Annotated in this window: 12 protein-coding genes and 1 tRNA gene; all 13 read right to left on the minus strand. The window is 69.6% G+C overall.

The window, feature by feature from the left end; all coding sequences use genetic code 11:
• Window positions 1-81: 81 nt before the first annotated feature.
• The 13 genes from trpA to ID554_RS17010 all read right to left on the minus strand — a co-directional run bounded on the left by trpA (window position 82) and on the right by ID554_RS17010 (window position 14,943).
• On the minus strand, window positions 82-831 hold the full coding sequence (trpA, locus tag ID554_RS16950) for a tryptophan synthase subunit alpha (protein WP_117227315.1): 750 nt from the start codon (window positions 829-831) through the stop codon (window positions 82-84).
• Window positions 828-2,021: a tryptophan synthase subunit beta gene (trpB, locus tag ID554_RS16955; protein ID WP_117227316.1), complete on the minus strand. Its 1,194-nt coding sequence runs from the start codon at window positions 2,019-2,021 to the stop codon at window positions 828-830. The genes trpA and trpB overlap by 4 nt, the downstream gene beginning before the upstream one ends.
• 70 nt (window positions 2,022-2,091) lie before the next feature.
• Entirely contained in the window at window positions 2,092-3,393 is a 1,302-nt protein-coding gene (locus ID554_RS16960; protein ID WP_117227317.1) for an MFS transporter, read from the minus strand.
• Entirely contained in the window at window positions 3,390-4,634 is a 1,245-nt protein-coding gene (locus tag ID554_RS16965) for an ATP-grasp domain-containing protein (RefSeq protein WP_117227318.1), read from the minus strand. Before ID554_RS16965 ends, ID554_RS16960 begins: the two co-directional genes overlap by 4 nt.
• A gap of 54 nt (window positions 4,635-4,688) precedes the next feature.
• Window positions 4,689-5,723, minus strand: a complete 1,035-nt coding sequence (locus tag ID554_RS16970) for an SGNH/GDSL hydrolase family protein (protein WP_117227319.1) — start codon at window positions 5,721-5,723, stop codon at window positions 4,689-4,691.
• A gap of 47 nt (window positions 5,724-5,770) precedes the next feature.
• Window positions 5,771-6,826 (minus strand): helix-turn-helix transcriptional regulator, encoded by a 1,056-nt coding sequence (locus ID554_RS16975; protein WP_117227320.1) that lies wholly within the window; start codon window positions 6,824-6,826, stop codon window positions 5,771-5,773.
• Between the two features lie 7 nt (window positions 6,827-6,833).
• Window positions 6,834-8,069: an ATP-grasp domain-containing protein gene (locus ID554_RS16980; RefSeq protein ID WP_117227321.1), complete on the minus strand. Its 1,236-nt coding sequence runs from the start codon at window positions 8,067-8,069 to the stop codon at window positions 6,834-6,836.
• A gap of 124 nt (window positions 8,070-8,193) precedes the next feature.
• Window positions 8,194-8,841, minus strand: coding sequence for a LysE family translocator (locus tag ID554_RS16985; RefSeq protein WP_117227322.1), 648 nt, complete (start codon window positions 8,839-8,841; stop codon window positions 8,194-8,196).
• A gap of 26 nt (window positions 8,842-8,867) precedes the next feature.
• Window positions 8,868-9,017: a hypothetical protein gene (locus ID554_RS16990; RefSeq protein ID WP_158573708.1), complete on the minus strand. Its 150-nt coding sequence runs from the start codon at window positions 9,015-9,017 to the stop codon at window positions 8,868-8,870.
• A 31-nt stretch (window positions 9,018-9,048) separates the two neighbouring features.
• Entirely contained in the window at window positions 9,049-10,884 is a 1,836-nt protein-coding gene (locus tag ID554_RS16995; RefSeq protein ID WP_117227323.1) for a carbamoyltransferase family protein, read from the minus strand.
• A 39-nt stretch (window positions 10,885-10,923) separates the two neighbouring features.
• The gene (locus ID554_RS32460; RefSeq protein WP_263407288.1) at window positions 10,924-13,083 is read right to left on the minus strand and encodes an iron-containing redox enzyme family protein; all 2,160 of its coding nucleotides are present in this window, start codon (window positions 13,081-13,083) and stop codon (window positions 10,924-10,926) included.
• A gap of 301 nt (window positions 13,084-13,384) precedes the next feature.
• Window positions 13,385-14,371 carry an Inducer of phenazine A gene (locus tag ID554_RS17005; protein WP_223884124.1) on the minus strand — a complete coding sequence of 329 codons (987 nt, stop codon included), beginning with the start codon at window positions 14,369-14,371 and terminating at the stop codon, window positions 13,385-13,387.
• Window positions 14,372-14,869: 498 nt separating this feature from the next.
• Window positions 14,870-14,943, minus strand: a tRNA-Pro gene (locus ID554_RS17010).
• Window positions 14,944-14,962 lie beyond the last annotated feature (19 nt).

Consider the following 14,962-nt stretch of genomic DNA (forward strand, 5'->3'; position numbering starts at 1 on the left):
CTCCCGTCCCTGCGGCCGTGCCGGTGCCCAGTGTGGCCCACGGTCTGCGACCGGCCGCACCGGGCACCCGCCCGGCTCGCGTCACCCGGGAACTGGCACGCCCACGCCGTCCAACGCCGCGCGGAACTCCGCGACCACGGCCCCGACCTGGGCGGGGTCCGCGCCGTCGAGCACCATCCGCATCAGTGCCGAGGCCACCACCACACCGTCGGCGGCCTCGGCCGCCTCCACCGCGTGCGCGGGCCGCGAGATGCCGAAGCCGAGCAGCACCGGCAGGTCGGTCAGGGCCCGCAGGTCGCGGGCGAGCCGAACGGCGTCGTCGGCGAGCCGGTCGCGTTCACCGGTGGTGCCCATCACCGAGACGGCGTAGACGAAGCGGCGACTGCGCCGCGCGATGGCGGCCAGCCGAGGGCCGGGGGTGGTGGGCGCGGCGAGCAGGACCAGGTCGACCCCGGCCGCCGTGGCACTGGCCGCCAGCTCGTCCACCTCGTCGATCGGCACGTCGGGCACGATCAGCCCGCTGACCCCGGCCGCCGCGAGGTCCGCGCAGAACGCCGGGTCGTGCATCACCAGGTTGTAGTAGGTCATGGCGATCAGCGGTACGTCGACGTCCACCTCGGTGAGATCGTCGAGGATCGAACGGACCGTGGCCCCCTGTCGCAGGGCGCGGTAGGACGCCTGTTGGATCGTCGGCCCGTCGAGGATCGGGTCGGAGAACGGGAGCCCGATCTCGATCATGTCCGCGCCGCTGCGCGCGTACGCCTCGACGTACCCGGTCCAGTCGGGTCGGATGCCCCCGGTCACGTACGGGACCAGCAGCTTGCCGCTCATGCGGTCTCCCGGATGGTGTGGATGTCCTTGTCGCCACGGCCGGAGAGCGCGACCAGCACGGTGCTGAACGGCGGCAGTTCGCCGCTCTCCGCGGCGCGGATCACCCAGGCGATGGCGTGGGCCGACTCCAGGGCGGGCAGGATCCCCTCGGTGCGGGCCAGCCGCCGGACCGCCGGGATGACCTCGGCGTCGTTGACGGTGACGTACCGCGCCCGGCCGGAGTCGTTGAGGAAGGCGTGCTCGGGGCCCACGCCCGGGTAGTCGAGCCCGGCCGCGATCGAGTGCGCCTCGCTGACCTGGCCGTGCTCGTCCTGGAGGACGTACGAGCGGAACCCGTGCAGCACGCCGACCCGGCCGAACGCGACCGCCGCCCCACCCTCGGCCTCCACCCCGACGAGCCGGGCCGGGGTGTCGACGAAGCCGGCGAAGGTGCCGGCGGCGTTCGAGCCGCCACCGATGCAGGCCACCACGTAGTCGGGCACGCCGGTGCGCAACTCGGCGGCGCACTGCGCGCGCGCCTCCTCGCCGATGACCCGTTGCAACTCCCGCACGATCCACGGGTACGGGTGCGGGCCCATGACCGAGCCGATGCAGTAGTGGGTGTCGTCGACCCGGGTGACCCACTGCCGCAGCGCCTCGCTGGTGGCGTCCTTCAGGGTGCGGCTGCCGCCGGTCACCGGGACGACCTCGGCGCCGAGCAACTCCATCCGGAACACGTTGAGCGCCTGGCGCTCGACGTCCTTGGCCCCCATGTAGACGGTCGCCTCCAGGCCGAGCAGCGCGGCGGCGGTGGCCGTGGCGACACCGTGCTGGCCGGCGCCGGTCTCGGCGATCAGCCGCGTCTTGCCCATCCGGCGTGCCAGCAGGGCCTGGCCGAGCACGTTGTTGATCTTGTGTGAGCCGGTGTGGGCGAGGTCCTCCCGTTTCAGCAACACGTTGATGCCGAGCTCCTCGGAGAGCCGCCAGGCCGGCGTGAGCGCGGTCGGGCGTCCGGCGTGCACCGCGAGCAGACGGTCGAGGTCGCGGCGGAAGCGCTGGTCCGCCCACGCCTCCCGGAATGCCGCCTCCAGGTCGGTGCAGGCGGGGATCAGCGACTCGGGGACGAGGCGACCCCCGTGCCCGCCGAATCTGCCGCGCTCGCCGGGATCGGCCATGACGCTGCCGTTGGGCAGCACGGTCAGGTCGGTCACGTGGACTCCAACTGTTCTAGAACTGTTGGAGCCAGGATGACACATCCGGCAGGCCGGACGGAAGCCCGGCTCATCGAGAACCCACGCCGTCCGGGTCGCGCGGACGCGCCTGACGTCCGGGCGGGGCGCCGTCCCGAGGCGTACCCGGATCGTCGTCGCCCGGGTGGCCACGCATGGTCCGCAGCGGCGAGAAGTAGACCGGCAGGACGGCGACCAGACTGAGTACGGCCCCCACCCAGAGGGCCTCCCGGAGCCCGACGCGCTCCCCGAGGAACCCGCCGAGGAACGAGCCGATCGGCATGGCCCCGAAGATCAGGAAACGGATGGTGGCGTTCATTCGGCCCTGCAACTCCTGCGGACACAGCTGCTGGCGGATCGCCATGCTGTTCACGTTGTTGATCACCAGGCCGGTGGAGACCAACGCGTTGCCCGCCCCGGCGAGCCAGAGTCGCCAGTCGGCGTCGGCTAGCGGCACGACCAGACCGGAGACGCCGGCCACCGCCATGCCGAACCAGACCGCCGGCCCCGGCCCGATCCGGGCGCTGACCCGCCGGACGACGAACGCCCCGACCAGCCCGCCGATCCCGCCGATGGCGAACCACAGTCCCACCGTTCCCGGCGCGATGCGCAACTGCTGGGCGAGCAGGACCACCACCACCGTCCCGGTGACGAAGACCCCGAGGTTGAACAGGGCGCCCGAGACGGCGAGCGCGCGCAGGGACCGGTGTCCGAAGACGAACGACAGCCCCTGCCGGATCTCCCGGACCAGGTGGCGGTCGGTGCCGCGCGCCGGAACGGCCTCCCGCATCCGGATCCCGCAGAGGACCACCGCCGAGGCCAGATAGCCGCCCGCGACGGTGAGCACCGCGAGCGGCGCCCCCAACCACTGGACCAGGTAGCCGCCGAGCGTGGGACCGCCGACCTGCGCGACGGACCGGGTGCTCTCCAGCTTCGCGTTGCCCTCGACCAACTGCCCGCGTTCGAGCAGCAGCGGCAGGTAGCTCACGTACGCGGTCTCGAACAGCAGTGTCCCCACGCTCACCCCCAGCGCGACCACGTACAACTGGGTCAGGGACAGCACGCCCAGGTAGGCCGCCACCGGCACCCACGCCAACAGCAGACCGCGCCCGAGGTTCGCCACGATCATGACGGGACGCTTACGCCGCCGATCCACCCACGCCCCGGCGGGCAGGCCGACCACGAGGAAGGCCACGGTCTGGAACGTCGCCAGCAGCCCGGCCTCGAATGCGGTCGCGTCCAGGGCCAGGATCGCCACCAGGGGCAGACCGACCCGGCTGAAGTGCGCGCCGAACTGCCCCAGGGTCTGCGTGGCCCACAGCAGCCGGAAGTCGTGATGCCCCAGGAGCGTCACGTGTGGAACTGGATCTGCTGGTCGACCAGGACACAGGTGTCCACCGCCGAGTCGGCGTCCGCGCCGGTGGCCAGCACGTAGCCGGAGCTGCAGTCCGCGAGCGTCTGGATCGGGGTGATCACGTCGCCCGGATTCTTGTGCACGACCACGCCGACCGGTACGTCGACCAGTTCGCCGAGCAGCGGGAGGTACACGTCGGCCAGCTCGCCCGGCGGAACCCGCTTGACCACCGCCGGGATGTCCTCGGCGACCGTGACGGCGCGGATCTCCCCGGGCTCGGGCCGCAGGAACCGGATGGCGGCACCCGCCGTGGGCTGCGGAGACTCCGCGGGCAGCTCGTCGATGCCCAACGGCACGGTCAGCCACATCCGGGCCAGGTCCAGGCCGTAGGCCCGACGGACCAGCTCCGGGATGGCGTGGCCACCCATCCGGGCGTGCGACTCCAGCACGCGGGGACCCCGCTCGGTCAGGACGAACTCGCTGTGCGAGGGACCCTCGGTGAGTTCGACCGCGTCCAGCAGGCGCACGGTGAGGTCCCGAAGCTCCGGTAGATACGGCGCGACGAGTCGGCTCGGCACGCTGACCTGCCACTCCACGTGGTACGAGTTGACCAGGTACTCGGAGTAGCCGATGGGCAGGTGCCGGCCGCCGAAGGAGAACGACTCGACGCTCACCACCGGACCGGAGAGGAACTCCTCGGCGAGCACCGCAGTGTTGCCGGCCTCGGTGTGCACGCGCCAGGCGTGGCCGAGCTCGGTCGCGTCCGCCACCCGCAGGATGTTCCGGCTGGCGGCGCCGTCGACCGGCTTGAGGACGACCGGGCCGCCGACCTCCGCGAGGAAGTCGCGCGCCTCGCGTTCGGTCCGCACCACCCGGTAGCGGACCGGGCTCAGGTCGTACTTGGCGAGCCGCTCGCGCATCAGCGTCTTGTCCTTGAGCAGGCGGGCGGTCTTCTCCGAGGTCCCGGGCAGGCCCAGGCCGTCCACCACGTGTCCGGTGGGCACCCCCCACGGCTCGGAGACGGTCAGCACCCGGTCGAAGGGGCGCTCGGAGTGCAGCGGCCGCAGCACGTCGAGCATCGCCTCGCCGTCGGCCAGCGGGGCGTGCACGATCCGCTCGCAGTGCGGACGGATCGACTCCTCGTACTGCCCCGGTTGGTGCACCAGGACGACGTCGACGCCCAGGTCCCGGGCTCCCTTGATCGGGGCGGGACGGCCTCCGATCACGGCTACTCTAAACATCGGTTCCGCACCTTCTCGTGGGGTTGAGGGGTTGCCCGGCCACCGGCTGCCGGTTCAGGACAGGCCGAGCTGATCGGCGAGCAGCGCGGCGACGATGTCGTTGCCCTCGTCGGTCAGGTGGGCCCGGTCGACGTACAGCCAGGACTTGTCGGTCACGGCCGCGCGCAGGACCGGGTTGAGGTTCACGAAGCGGACGCCCTGCCGCTCGCAGGCCGGTGCGAGAGCATCTGCGTAGCGCTGCCCGGCCGCCACCGAGGAGACGTCGCCATAGAGGGCATCCCAGGTGCCCAGCTTGGAGATCCGGTCCAGCTCGTCGAAGATCAGCTTCTCCTCGGGTGCCGGCTCGGCCCGCAGCCAGGTGGCCATCGGCTGCAACACGAAGGAGACCCGGGCACCGGTGGCGGCGGCGAGCACCTGCCAGCTCGCGAGGTGCCGGCCGACCAGGTCGACCGCGCTGGCGATCGCGTCGTCGAGTTCGGGACGGACCTCGTCCGGCGACGGCCAGGAGGGTACGGCCGGCTTGGCCCGGCGGCCGAACCCGCGTGACGTCTTGCGGTGCCGGGCCCGTACCTCCTCCATCTGCTCGAAGAACTCGCCGCAGAAATAGAACGGCCCCTGGTCGGCGCGGTGCATCTCGACCAGCCGGGACATTACCAGGGTGTTGAAGCCGCTGAGGATGACGATCTCCTCGACCGGCGGCAGCAGGTGCCGGTAGAGCAGGAACAGCAGCAGTTCCTGGGTCGAGTTGTAGCAGTGGCCGGCATAGGTGAGCCACGGACGGGACGAGGCGTGCTTCGTCCACAACCGCGACGCCATCGTGGTCGCGTCGCTCGTGGAGCCGTACCCGAGCGGGACGGAACCGCCGACCAGCAGGCGGACCGGCCCGTCGGGCAGGGTGCTGCCGACCGAGGCCTGCTCGTCGACGCCGTGGGAGATCCGGAAGCCCAGCCGGTCGGTGTTGATTGCCTCCGACCGGTAGTCCGGCCGGTTGAAGTACATCAGGTACGGGAGGTACTGGGTCTCCCCACGGGACGAGAAGTCGTCGTACTGCACCATCTGCGGCGTCAGGATCTCGCGCTGGAGTTTCACGTCGTCGGTTCTCCTTGTCGGAAGGGTGAGGAAAGAGGCGGTGGGGGTCACCAGAGCGGACTGATGTCGGTCCGGCCGGCCTGGTCGGAGTCCGCCACCTCGTCGGCGAGGATCCCGAGCTGGGCGATCCTGATGCCGGCCTGGAAGCGGCTCGACACGTTGAGGCCCGTGAGGATCGAGGAGATGTGCCGTCGACAGGTGCGCAGCGCCATGCCCAGCCGGTTGGCGATGGCCTCGTCCTTGAGCCCGGCGGCCATCAGCCGGAGGATGGCCATCCGGGTGCCGAGCGACACCTCGTCCATCTGGTCCTCGGCGAGTTCGAGCGGGATCGCGTTGGCCCAGAGGTGCGTGAACGTGCGGTGCAGGTACTCCACCACCACGTCGTCGGAGATGACAGCGGCAGCGTGATCCGGCGTTCCCGGCGCGTCGACGGGCACGAAGGCCACCCGGCGGTCGAAGATGATCAGACGCTCGAAACTCGCCGCCGTGGTGCGGATGCCCCCGCCGTACGCCGCCACCGCCTTGGCCCGGGCCGCGAGGCCCGGATTCGCGCGGGCGGTGTGGTGGTACACGAACTGGCACCGCAGCCCACGTACGAAGATCGAGGTCACCGACGCCTCGGAGGCGCTGAACTGGTCCGTCGACCGGGGACCTCCCGGACGCAGCGAGAGGATCTCGGTGGCGCAGCGCAGGATCGCCGAGTCGATCTCGTCGCGGATCGCCTTCTCGCCCTGGACGACCCGTACGCCGTCGTGCTGCCGGCCGTACTCGGCCAGCCGCCGGCCGATCGACTGGAGCACCCGGCTGTTGGCGGCCATCGCCTGTTCCCGCTGGCGGATCTCGTCGGTGAGCGGCGCGTTGAGGATGCTCAACGCGACGTCGGGATGCACTGCGGTCAGGCCACCGTCCTCGGCACGGGAGAGCAGGCGGCGCCGGACCAGGTTCTCGCAGGCATGGGCCCACTCGCCCCGGCTGATGCCGATCTCGGGCGGCGGGCGGTCGGCGTGGAGCCGACTCCCCAGCACCGCGTGTTCGTACGCGGCGGACTCGGCGCTGCTGAGCGGGCCACGCTGCTGGTGGACGCAGGACACGGAAATGCTCATCGTGGCGTCAGCGGGCCGACGGCAGGTCCGACCGGCTGGGCACGCACTCCAACCAGAGCTGGCCCGCCGTACGCCGGATCGCCTTCTCCACGTCGTCCGTGGCCGCGCCGGAGAACCGGAACCGTGCGCCGACGTGCTCGTAGCCGCCGGCCTTGGGGATCTCGGCGCCGACGGCCGGGATCACCCGGGCGTAGGGCCACTCGGACACCGGCAGGTCGAGTTCCGCGACGGTGATCCGGCAGGGCGCCGGCACCGGCGTCGGCACCAGCAGCCAACCGCCGACCCGCTGGTCGCTGATCTGCCGCACGATCGGGCTGCGGCCGAGCTGGATGTGGATCGCCGCTTCCATCAGGTCGACGCCGTGCACCTCGCGCCAGACGAACGGGATCTCGGCGCCACCCACCCGGGAGCCCGCTTCCAGGAAGTTGATCCGGACGGTGCCGTCGGCCTCGGTGCCGACGAACGCCTCCATGTGGAACACCCACGGTGCGTCACCGAAGGCGGCGCAGGCGTCGGCGAGGAACCCACCGAGCGGACCGAGCAGGTCGGCGTCGTCCACCTCCACCGAACCGAGCACGTCCCCGGCGGCGAACTCCATGCAGGTGTTGACGTAACGCGACGCCCGCCAGGGACCCAGCTCGGTGCCGGTCCACAGGCCGTCGATGTGGAAGACCTGGTCCGGGCAGAAGGTCTGCACCATCCGGGGTTCGGGCGGCAACCGGTCGAGCGCGGCCAGGTCGTCGACCGAGTTCAGCCGCAGCACGTCACGGCTGGCCGTGCCCCGGCGGGGTTTGACGATCAGCGGCCAGCCGTGGGAGTCCGCGAACCGCACGACGGCCTGCGTGTCCGGTGCGTCGGCGAACGCCGGGACGGCGACGTCGCCGCGCACGACGGTCTGCGCCATCACCAGCTTGTCGCGGAACCGGGCCAGCCGGTCGGGCTGGTCACCGGCCACCGCCAGGCGGGCCCGCAGCTCGGCCGCCGTGTCCAGGTCGCCCTCGTTGAGGGCGACGATCCGTTCGGGGACGCCGAATCGCGCGATCAGTCCGTCGGCGGCGGCGATCACCAGGTCCAGGCGGTCGGTGGCGGCGACGAACGCCACGGCCGCAGCCGACGCGGGTACGGCGGCCGTGGCCAGTTCGGTGCAGACGTACGTGACGTGGTGCAGATCGTGATCGAGGTATTCCGCGTACCCCGCATAGTGATCGCGCCAACGGTGAATTATCAGAATGTGCGGCTTCATCGGGGCGTGCTCCTCGCCTTTCCGTCGATCCCATGATTCGAATAGGCGGCGAGTTCGCCACCGAACACGTAGTCAGGAAGTCGCTCGGCGGCACGCAGTGATTGCCCGACGTTGCCGGAATCGACTATTGCGGTACCGATGCCTCCGTCCGGTCGAATGCCATGCTCGCCGCGAGACCGATCAGAACGGTGCCCATCATGTAGCGCTGTGCCCGCAGCCAGGCCGGCTTCCGGGCGAGGAAGGCGGCGACCGCACCCGCGGTGAGCACGATGAGGCAGTTGACGGTCAGTGCCACCGTGATCTGGATCAGCCCCAGGGAAAGGCTCTGCGCCGCGATGTCGCCCTTGGCCGGGTCGACGAACTGCGGGAGGAGCGACACGTACAGCACTGCGATCTTGGGGTTGAGCAGATTGGTCATCAGGCCCATCGTGAACAGCTTCCGGGTCCCGTCGACGGGCAGGTCCTTGGGCGCGAAGGCGGACTGGCCACCGGGCTTGAGCGCGTTCCACGCCAGCCACAGCAGGTAGCACGCACCTGCGATCTTGATCGCCGTGTAGAGCGCGGGCACCAGCGCGAACACCGCCGAGACGCCGGTCACCGCGGCAAGCAGGTAGACGAAGAACCCGACGGCGACCCCGAGCAGGGAGACCAGGCCGGCCGGGCGGCCCTGGGTGATCGACCGGGACACCAGATAGATCATGTTCGGCCCGGGGGTGAGCACCATTGCCAGGGCGACGGCGGCGATGCCCAGCCCTGCGTTGACGTCGATCACGTCTTTTCTCCTGCTTCGGATAATGGTCAGCCGAAATCACAGCGGCCGTTCGTAAAAATCCAGTAGGTGTTCAGCTCCGGCTGCAGCTTTCTGCGCAGCGGATCGCGAAACACCTGGAAGAATATACCAACCGGAACGAATATCAGAAGATAGGCCAGGATCCACAGAAATTTCATGATCAACCCTTGTCGGTGCGGAAGCGGTCGGTCAGTCCAGGGCGATCTCGTCGCGCCAGTCGCCCTGCTCCCGCCAGGCGGGCTGGTCGGCCTTGTGCAGGAGGAAGTTGCCCATCGCGAGCAGGTCGATGTTGGTGCGCATGAAGCACTGGTAGGCGTCGTGCGGAGTGGCCACGATCGGCTCACCCCGGACGTTGAACGAGGTGTTCACCAACACCGGGCAGCCGGTGATCTGCTTGAACGAGGTCAACAGCCGGTGATAGGCCGGATTGGACCGGGCCGTGACCGTCTGCACCCGCGCCGAATGGTCCACGTGGGTGACCGCCGGAATCGTCGAACGGTGCACCTTGAGCCGGTCCAGCCCGGTGGCCGTCGCCGACTCCGACACCTCCCGGCGTTGCCGGTCGGCGACCGGCGCCACGATCAACATGTACGGGCTCTCCTGGGCCAGGTCGAAGTATTCCTCGACGTCCTCGGCCAGGACCGAGGGCGCGAACGGTCGGAACGACTCCCGGAACTTGATCTTCAAGTTCATCGTCGACTGCATGTCGACGTCACGCGGGTCGCCGATGATCGACCTGGCGCCCAGAGCCCGGGGCCCGAACTCCATCCGCCCCTGGAACCAGCCGACGATCTTGCCGGTGGCCAACTCCTCCGCCACGTGTTTGGCGATGGCGTCCTCGGCCAGCCGGGTGTACGGCACACCCAGGTCGTCCAGGAAACGGGCGATCTCCTCGTCGTCGAACGCGGGACCGAGCAGGGCGGAGGACATCCCGTCGCCGCCCTCGGCGAGGTGCGCGCGGGGCGCACCCGACTCCGCCGCGACAATCAGGGCGGCACCCAACGCGCCCCCGGCGTCACCGGCGGCCGGCTGCACCCACACCGAGTCGAAGAGTCGCTCCCGGACGACCTTGCCGTTGGCCACGCAGTTCAACGCCACACCGCCGGCCAGACACAGGTTGGTCTCCCCGGTCAGTTCGCGGGCGGTCCGCGCCAGCCGGGTCACCACCTCCTCGGTCACCAACTGCACCGAGGCGGCCAGGTCGAACTCGCGCTCGGTCAGCGGGCTCTCCGGCTCGCGCCGGGGGCCACCGAACAACCGCTCGAACCCACGGCCGGTCATCACGCGACCGCGCAGGAACTCGAAGTTGCGCATGTTCAGCCGGAACGAACCGTCGTCCTTGACGTCGATCAGGTGCTGCCGGATCACGTCCGCGTAGCGCGGCACGCCGTACGGGGCCAGCCCCATGAGCTTGTACTCGCCGGAATCGACCTTGAACCCGCAGAAGTAGGTGAAGGCCGAGTAGAGCATGCCCAACGAGTGCGGGTACCGGATCTCCGCCACCTGGCGCAGCTCGCTGCCCCGCCCGTGCCACAGCGTGGTGGTCGCCCACTCGCCGACGCCGTCGATGCAGAGCACCGCCGCCGACTCGTACGGGCTGGGCAGGAACGCGGAGGCCGCGTGTGACTCGTGGTGCCGTCGTACGTTGATCTCCGGGACCTCGGCCGACCCCAGCGCCGCCAACGACCGGCGTACCTCGCCGACGGTGTCGCGCTTCCAGGACATCCACTCGGGCAGGACCCTGGTGAACGCCTCCAGCGAGAACGGTGCCGAGCCGGCGAAGCTCGTCAGCACCCGGCCGAACTTCAGCTCAGGGTCCTCGTAGTAGGCGACGGCGTCCACGTCGCGCAGCGTGACGCCGCCCTCGGCCAGGCAGTACCTGACGGCCTCGGCCGGGAAGGCCGGGTCGTGGCGCTTGCGGGTGAACCGCTCCTCCTGGGCGGCCGCGATGGGCGTGCCGTCCCGCACCAGCACCGCCGCGCTGTCGTGATAGTAGGCGGACAACCCCAGAACCAGCTTTCCCACTGGCGTTCCCCTCGATCGTGGGTGTGGGTGGGTGGACGGTCAGATGGCGGCGAGTGACCTGCTGGCCTTGCGGGCGCGGCGAAACGCCCGTCGTGCCAGCAGACCGGTCGGTGGGTTGAGCGATCGGAACCCGGTGCGTACCCGGTCCCAGACCTCGGTGATCGCCTGCGCGCCGTGGGACACCGGCAGCGAGGCGAGATAGGTGTCGACGGCGTCGGCGGCCCAGGCGGAATGGCCGGTGGCGACGTTGTCGATCGTGTTGTGGATGTCCACGAACTTCGTGGAGAAGCCGTAGCTCTTCAGCGCCTGGCGGGCCCGGCGGTACGTCCCGCCGACGCCGGACAGCTCCATGGCCAGGTTCAGCCCGAGGATCTCCGGCAGGAACGTACGCGGGAAGCGCCCGATGCTGAGCCAGTACACCGGAAGCTCGAAGGACCCGTCCCGGAACCCGTCCCACTCGGCGAACTCCCGCGACGCCGTCGGTGGCACCTGGACGTCCATCTCGGCGAGCACCTCCCGATAGATCAACGGGTGGTTCATCCGTGGTACGCCGTTGCCGAGCTCGTCCCAGTAGGTCTCGAACAGGAAGTAGCCCTGCTCCGACGCCGCGTGTTCGTAGTCGGTGAACCCCTGTAGCCAGGCGCCGTCGATCAACGTCAACGGGGCCAACTGCACGGTGGAGTCGACGAGATCCTCCCGCGTCGGCATCGGCGCGCCGGCCGACTCCTCGAAGTCACGCCCCTGCCGGTCGTGCTGCTCGACGAGCCAGGGACGCAGGCCCTCCCGGCCCCACACGTCGGGCAGCCGCTGCGGGTCCGTCGCCATGTTGTGCCGGGACCGCGCCAGCCAGCCCCGTACGTAGTCGACCGCGAACCGACGGACGGCCGGGGTGTCCGTCCGCTGCTGGAGCAGGTGGTACGCCTCCCGGACGTCGGCCGGCTCCCGGTCGCCCGCGACCGGACCGCCCGTGCCCGCGCCGCCCGTGACCGAGGCCAGCAGTTCCGGGGAGACCGTCCGCCCCTCGTGGACCGGCCCGGGGCGAACCCGCTCCGGCTGCCCGGTGGGGAGCGAGTCGATCCAGCGGCGGATGACGACCAGGTCGGCCGGGGAGAACACCCGGAACATCGGGCCCCGTTCCCCGACGAGGCCGTTGACCAGCGGACTCTGCGCGGAGCGGCCCGGTTTGACCAGGCGGCTGGCGGCAAGCTCGGCCAGCAATCCGCGCGGATCCGTCCGGGCCTCCTCCAACCAGCTCGACAGCGGCCGGTCCGCCACCGTGAAGTCCCGGTGGTAGACCGCGCCCTCCCGCGCCCGGTGGCGGAGCAACTCGGCCATCTCGTACGCCGGGTCGAGGGCCTCCTCCAACTCGGCGAGAAGACTCGTGCTCCACCGCCTCAGCACGGTGAACGCCCACCGGAAACCGTCGGTCACTCGGGCCAGCTCCGCGTCGTCGAAACCGTGCTCGATGACGTCCAGGCACAGCTCCAGCCCGGTCCGCGTCTCACCGTCCCGGGCAGCGGACGGATCGATCGCACTCCACTCCACGAGCTGCGGATGCGCCTGACGCACCAGCCGCAAGGCGGGCAGCAGTCCGACCGTACGCAGACACAGGTCGGCGCCGATGATCTCGGGGCGGAACTCGGCCGGTCTCCGGCTCATGGCCAGCAGGGTCGCGGGCAGACAGAAGTGGTGGTCGGCCACCCGGGGGTCGTGCACCAGCCGGGCCACCGGCACCGCGTGCTCGGACAGGTGCAGGTGACGGAGCAGGGCCAGGTACACGCTGCCGCGCGAGTCCTGCGGCCGGCCGACACCGACGTCGGAGGCGTACAGGGTCAGGATGCGCAACGTCGTCGCGTCGTCCGCGTTTCCCGGCGCACTCTGCCACTGCAACCAGGCCCCGGACCGTAGCGCGAGTGGTGCGGCCGCGAGCGCGGTGCGGCGGACCAGGGACTCCGTGCCCAGCGGAGCCGTGGCCGTGGAGCCCAACTCCTCGAACCGGCGAGACTCGGCGGTCGACCAGCGGACCGCCTCGTCCCGCAGCCCGTCCAGTGCTGCCGGCAGCGACTCACGGTCGGCGGTGTCGCCGATCTCCGACCGCAGCCGCGCGACGAACGGGTCGCCCGGAAAGGAGGTCTCGGGGTCGACCGCGATGACGAACAACTCGCGGGACCGGGCCTGCTGATCAAGCGGTCGGGCCACATGTCGACTCGACGAAACGACTTCTTTCGTTGACACTGCCAGCTCCTGGCTCTATCCGTGTCTGCTATCCCGAAACAATGTGGTAATCAAATGTTCGGACGGAATCTGGACGGCACGGAGGGCCCCCGCGACAAACACGCCACTTGTCGCGACGGCGGAGGTGTCGTCGTCTCGGGAAGCTAGAACATCGGATAGATCGAGGCGTCGTTCTTCGGCTTCTTCTTCCGGCCGAAGATCTTGTTAAGAATTCTGCGCACCACGTTCATTCTTCTGCCCTCACCTGAGGCGGGCCGGTGTGGCCCTAGGACGAGAAATTCAACTGCTCGGCCAACAGTCGGGCCACCAGGTCTAACCCGTGGTCGGTCATGTGGGCTCGGTTGACAAACAGCCAGCTGTCGTCCTTGACGCTGGTCGCGAGGAGCGGATTGATGTCCAGGAACCTGACGTCGATCTTTTCGCAGCCCAGGTGCAGTAGCTCCGCATATCTGCGGACCGAATCCCTGGTGGCGATGTCACCGAACAGTTCCCAGAAGTTCGAGATCTTGTCCAGCTCGTCAAAGAGCCGCTTCTCCTGCGGCGCGGCCGTCTCGCGTACCCAGGTGGCCAGCGGCTGGAGCACGAACGTGATCCTGGTGTCGGTGGCGGCCGCGAGCTGCTGCCACGACTCCAGATGCCGCACGGTCAGCGCAGCCGCGTCCGCGATGCGGACCTCCAGCGGGCGAACCGGTTCGTCGCCGCCGGTCGGCGAGACGCCGGAGCCGAAGGGATGCGTCCGGTACTGGGACTTGAGCTTGTCCATCTGGCCGAAGAAGTCGCCACAGTTGAAGAACGCGCCGTCGTCGCCGCGCTGAGCGGCGGGCAGGCGGGCCAGGGCCAGGTTGTTGAGCCCGGACACGATGACGATCTCCTCCACCGGCGGCAGCAGGTGCCGATAGAAGAGGAAGAGCAGCAGCTCCTGGGCGGAGGAATGGCTGCGGCCCGCGAAGTTCAACCAGGGCAGCGCCGGTGCGTGGGTGGTCCACAGTCGCGAGGCGAGCGTCGCTTGGTCGCAGGTGGCTCCGATGCCCATCGCCATGGAACTGCCGGCCAACAGCCGGATCGGACCGTCGGCCGGCTTCCCGCCCGCCGACGCATGGTCGTCCGCTCCGCGCGAAAGGCGAAAACCGAGACGATCCGTATTGATGACCGGGGAGCGGTAGTCCACGCGGTGAAAATGCATCACATAGGACATCCAGCGTGCCTGGCCGCGTTGGTCGAAATCATCGTAAACAAGCATCTGCGGGGTCAACTCGGAGCGCGCCGAGCTTGGACAACGCACTGTTCCCCCCATTGAGAATTATCAGCCGGGGCCCCTAACCCATCTACGGCCGTTGTTGCGTGAGTACGGTAACACGCACGGTGGTGGAGGAAAAAGGGTCGACCGCGGGAATTATTGCCTGTCTGGTTTATCCTGGGTTGAGTGGAGGATTCCCGAACCAGCAAACATTGAACTGATTTCAGCGACTTTGCGCGTAGGTATTTGTGTTCGAAACGAGGTGCCCCGATTGTGCTGGTGGCCGTGTCGAGTGAGGTCAAGCAGCCTTTCGGGTGTCCTCGGACTGTAGTGCACCAGCACCGTTCTCGGGGGATGGGACGCGCGGTCGACGTGGCTCCGGCGGCGCCCGGACCGTTCGACCAAATGATGTGCGCCACTATCCGGCCGGCGGGCCGGCGGTCCGCGCCGGACCCGCTGCGCACAAGAGTGAGGCCCTGACCGGCGAGAATGCCGGTCAGGGCCTCACATCTGTCGGGGTGGCCGGATTCGAACCGACGACCTCTTCGTCCCGAACGAAGCGCGCTACCAAGCTGCGCCACACCCCGAGGCGTGCCGACAAATAGT

The organism is Micromonospora craniellae (assembly GCF_014764405.1).
In the GTDB taxonomy this organism is placed as follows: Bacteria; Actinomycetota; Actinomycetes; order Mycobacteriales; family Micromonosporaceae; genus Micromonospora; species Micromonospora craniellae.

Excerpts from the sequence above, each read along its gene's own strand:
- trpA (WP_117227315.1), bottom strand. The coding sequence starts at position 831 with ATGAGCGGCAAGCTGCTGGTCCCGTACGTGACCGGGGGCATCCGACCC.
- ID554_RS16965 (WP_117227318.1), bottom strand. The coding sequence starts at position 4,634 with ATGTTTAGAGTAGCCGTGATCGGAGGCCGTCCCGCCCCGATCAAGGGA.
- ID554_RS16975 (WP_117227320.1), bottom strand. The coding sequence starts at position 6,826 with ATGAGCATTTCCGTGTCCTGCGTCCACCAGCAGCGTGGCCCGCTCAGC.
- ID554_RS16980 (WP_117227321.1), bottom strand. The coding sequence starts at position 8,069 with ATGAAGCCGCACATTCTGATAATTCACCGTTGGCGCGATCACTATGCG.
- ID554_RS16990 (WP_158573708.1), bottom strand. The coding sequence starts at position 9,017 with ATGAAATTTCTGTGGATCCTGGCCTATCTTCTGATATTCGTTCCGGTT.